Origin of the sequence: Mycobacterium sp., from assembly GCF_049280035.1 — a bacterium.
Lineage (GTDB): Bacteria > Actinomycetota > Actinomycetes > Mycobacteriales > Mycobacteriaceae > Mycobacterium.
This window is the reverse complement of the sequence record NZ_JBAPPI010000717.1, coordinates 1-3,041: the sequence shown is the minus strand read 5'-3', so window position 1 is coordinate 3,041 and position 3,041 is coordinate 1. Positions and strand designations below refer to the sequence as shown.

Below are 3,041 nucleotides of genomic sequence, written 5' to 3'. Positions count from 1 at the left end.
TCACCGAGTGGTCCCGTAAATCACGTTCGGCGATGTGCCGCATCTTCGCCGAACTCGACTACAGCCCACTTGTGGAGTCCGGCCGTGTCCCGGCCATGATCACGCTGACTTACCCCAGCGACTGGGAAGTCGTCGCCCCGGACGGGGCCAGCGTGAAGCGGCACATGGTGTTGTGGCGCAAACGGTTTCAACGCGAGTACGGTGAACCGGCACGCTACATCTGGAAACTGGAGTTTCAGCGGCGCGGTGCTCCGCACATTCATTTGTGGATGGCACCGCCGACGTCGCCAGGCCGGTCCGGTCGCGGCTTCGCTCAGTGGTTGTCAGAGTCCTGGGCTCAGGTTGTCGACCATCCTGACGCTGAGCAGAAGGCACGGCATCTTCTCGCCGGCACTGCCATCGACGTGCGCACCGGGCTGCGGGCCTGCGACCCCAAGCGCCTGGCCATCTACTTCACCAAGCATTCATCGCCAAACCTGCACGGCGACAAGGAGTATCAACACATCGTGCCTGATCTGTGGCGGCAGCCTGGTCGCGGCCCTGGCCGGTTCTGGGGTGTGTACGGACTCAAGAAGGCCATCGCCGTAGTCGAGGTCGCACAGGACGCATACCTGGCGGCTCGCCGGATCGTGCGGCGCTGGTCACGCAGCCAAGCGATCCACGGCGATCCCGACAGCCGCTTCCCGACTGCCGTCGTACCGCGCACGGCCACTCGCCTGGTCCCCCGAGTCGACCGTGACACCGGCGTTGTGGAGCATCGGCGGGTTCGGCGACGACGAACCTTCTGCAGCCACGGCGGGTTGGCCGGCGGCTACGCCCTTGTTAATGATGGGCCAGCGTTTGCATCCCTGCTTGCCGCTGCGCTGCAGGCCGACCGCGCATAGTCTGACACCTCACTATGCTTTCGTAATTTTCGTAACTTTGCTACGCTGGTTGAGTTCCGAGGGTGGGACGAAAAGGAAGTGAGACCCATGAGCACCGCCGCGGAGATCGTCAGCCCGGTTCCGGCCGATGCCGATGAGCTTGCCAATGTCCTCAGCTTCATCGAGGCGCACGAGGCCCGTCATGGGACCTCTCCTGAGCATGTCTTCTTCCTGTCCGGCGCGAGCGAACACGACCGTGTCGAACTGACCGAGCAGCTTCACGAGATCCTCAAGCGTGTCGTTCATGCCCTCAGCCACGGCCAGTCGATCAGCATCCTGACTCGCGACCAGGAAATCTCCACCCAGCAGGGCGCCGAGCTCCTTGGGCTGAGCCGGCCAACAGTGGTTCGCCTCATCAAGGACGGCGAGTTGCACGCGCATGTGCCCGGCGCGGTCCGGCGCAAGCTTCGGCTTGCCGATGTCCTTGCCTACCGCGAGGAGCTTCGCGCCCGGCGCAACCGATTCATCACCGAGAGCTCGGCGGAGTTCGCGGATGCAGACGCCGACGAGGTCGCCGAGTTGCTCGCCGAGGCGAAACGCAAGCGTTGACTCGTCTGCGGGGTCTGAAAGACTCGCCCCTGTGTATCGCGCTGTCCTCGACACCTGCGCCCTTGTGCCGAGCCTCCAGCGTGACTTCCTGCTGCAGCTGGCCACCGAGGAGGCGTATGCGCCCGTATGGGGGTCAGGGATTCTCTTCGAGCTGGATTACATACTCGCCGTCCTGCACGACAAGCGCGGGATCGGCGACAGCGCCACTCGCCGACAGCACCTTTTCGACCAGCTGAAGCAGGCATTTCCGGGCTCAGAGGTTCACGCCCCCAAAGACTGCGAGTACAGCTACGGACTCAACGACTCTGATGACGGCCACGTCGCCCACGCTGCGATTATCGGCAAAGCCGACGCCATCGTCACCGACGATCGCCGCGCCGGGTTCAGTACAGCAAGCGTCCTCGTGAACGCCGGCATCGAGACCGTGTACCCACATCAGTTCGCCGCCAACACCGTTTCGGCGCACCCGCATGCGGGAGTGCGTGCGTTGCGAGAGATGTCGAATCGCCGAACCAACCCACCGCAGACCCCGGAGCAGATCCTCGAGCTGATGGTGACACGGCACAAGATGACCGAGGTCGCCGAGATCCTTCTGCCGCTGCCGTCGTGGCAACCCGAGTGAACCAAACAGGGCGTTGGCCGACACTGGGGATGACGATGTCGGCGTCATTGGGTTGGTGATGATGGTCGATGAGAGCGGCCCCGATCGCCTGTGGTGAGCGAGGCCGTGGTCTTCTAGGTGACGGTACCGTCAGTGTGCTGATGCGATGGTCGTCGTGGTGAGCCGAATCGAGTTCAGTCTGTTGCCGTTTGGGACTGCCCGACAGCCGGGCCGCGGCCCTGGCCGGGCTGGGGTGTGTACGGACTGAAGAAGGCCATCGCTGTGATGGAGGTCGCACAGGACGCATACCTGGCGGCTCGCCGGATCGTGCGGCGTTGGTCACGGAGCCAGGCGGTGTACGGCGATTCTGTCAGCCGCTTCCCCACTGCCGTGGTGCCGCGCGCGGCCACGCGCCTGGTTCCGCGCGTCAACCGCGAGACCGGCGTCGTGACTCATCGGAGGGTGCGACGGCGACGAGCCTTCTGCAACCAAGGCGGCCTGGCCGGCGGCTACGCCCTTGTCAACGACGGACCTGAATTTGCTGCCCAACTCGCCCGCGCAATTGGGTGAATCCGGCCCACACGCCACCACGGCTGACGGTGGAAATCGGGGCTTTCTGGACAGCACCGGCAAATCGGCACGTGGAGACGGTTGACCGAAAGTTTAGACGTGGTGTGAACGTCACGCGGTCTGCAGCCGGTTGCTGGGTGCTGCTGGCGCGGAGCTATCCGCCGGCCGAGCGGAACTGCAAATCGTCGCACGATTGCTTGTCCTTCTCGCGCTTGCGTTCGTTTTCAATCTTCTGAACGCGTTCTGCCAGCGCCGTATAGTCCGCCTGAAGTTGACGAACCTGCTCTGCCAGTTGTTCGATGATTTCGTTTGCCATGGCTTTGAGGATAAGGACAGGCACGACGAGCGGCGGGCTAATCACACAGATGTTCAGGTGTCGCGCTTGCCCTGTTGAGGCA

4 protein-coding genes and 1 pseudogene are annotated in these 3,041 nt (G+C 63.7%); 4 read left to right on the top strand and 1 reads right to left on the bottom strand.

All coding sequences use genetic code 11. The features are described 5' to 3' along the window. The 4 genes and pseudogenes from WAN71_RS23135 to WAN71_RS23120 all read left to right on the top strand — a co-directional run. Positions 1-884, top strand: an 884-nt coding sequence (locus WAN71_RS23135; RefSeq protein WP_422227565.1) for a rolling circle replication-associated protein, incomplete at its 5' end; no start/stop codon positions are given. Positions 885-971: 87 nt separating this feature from the next. After that, complete coding sequence (locus tag WAN71_RS23130) at positions 972-1,472, top strand: helix-turn-helix domain-containing protein (protein WP_422227564.1); 501 nt, start codon at positions 972-974, stop codon at positions 1,470-1,472. Positions 1,473-1,503: 31 nt separating this feature from the next. Continuing rightward, positions 1,504-2,094, top strand: coding sequence for a PIN domain-containing protein (locus WAN71_RS23125; protein WP_422227563.1), 591 nt, complete (start codon positions 1,504-1,506; stop codon positions 2,092-2,094). 199 nt (positions 2,095-2,293) lie between these two features. Continuing rightward, positions 2,294-2,643: pseudogene (locus WAN71_RS23120) on the top strand (hypothetical protein); the annotation flags it as partial. A 154-nt stretch (positions 2,644-2,797) separates the two neighbouring features. Here the strand turns inward: WAN71_RS23120 and WAN71_RS23115 are convergent. Beyond that, positions 2,798-3,041: hypothetical protein (locus WAN71_RS23115; protein WP_422227562.1), on the bottom strand; the 244-nt coding region annotated here is incomplete at its 5' end.

What these genes read in the sequence shown, in the direction of transcription:
- WAN71_RS23130 (WP_422227564.1), top strand. Translation starts at nt 972, where the DNA reads ATGAGCACCGCCGCGGAGATCGTCAGCCCGGTTCCGGCCGATGCCGAT.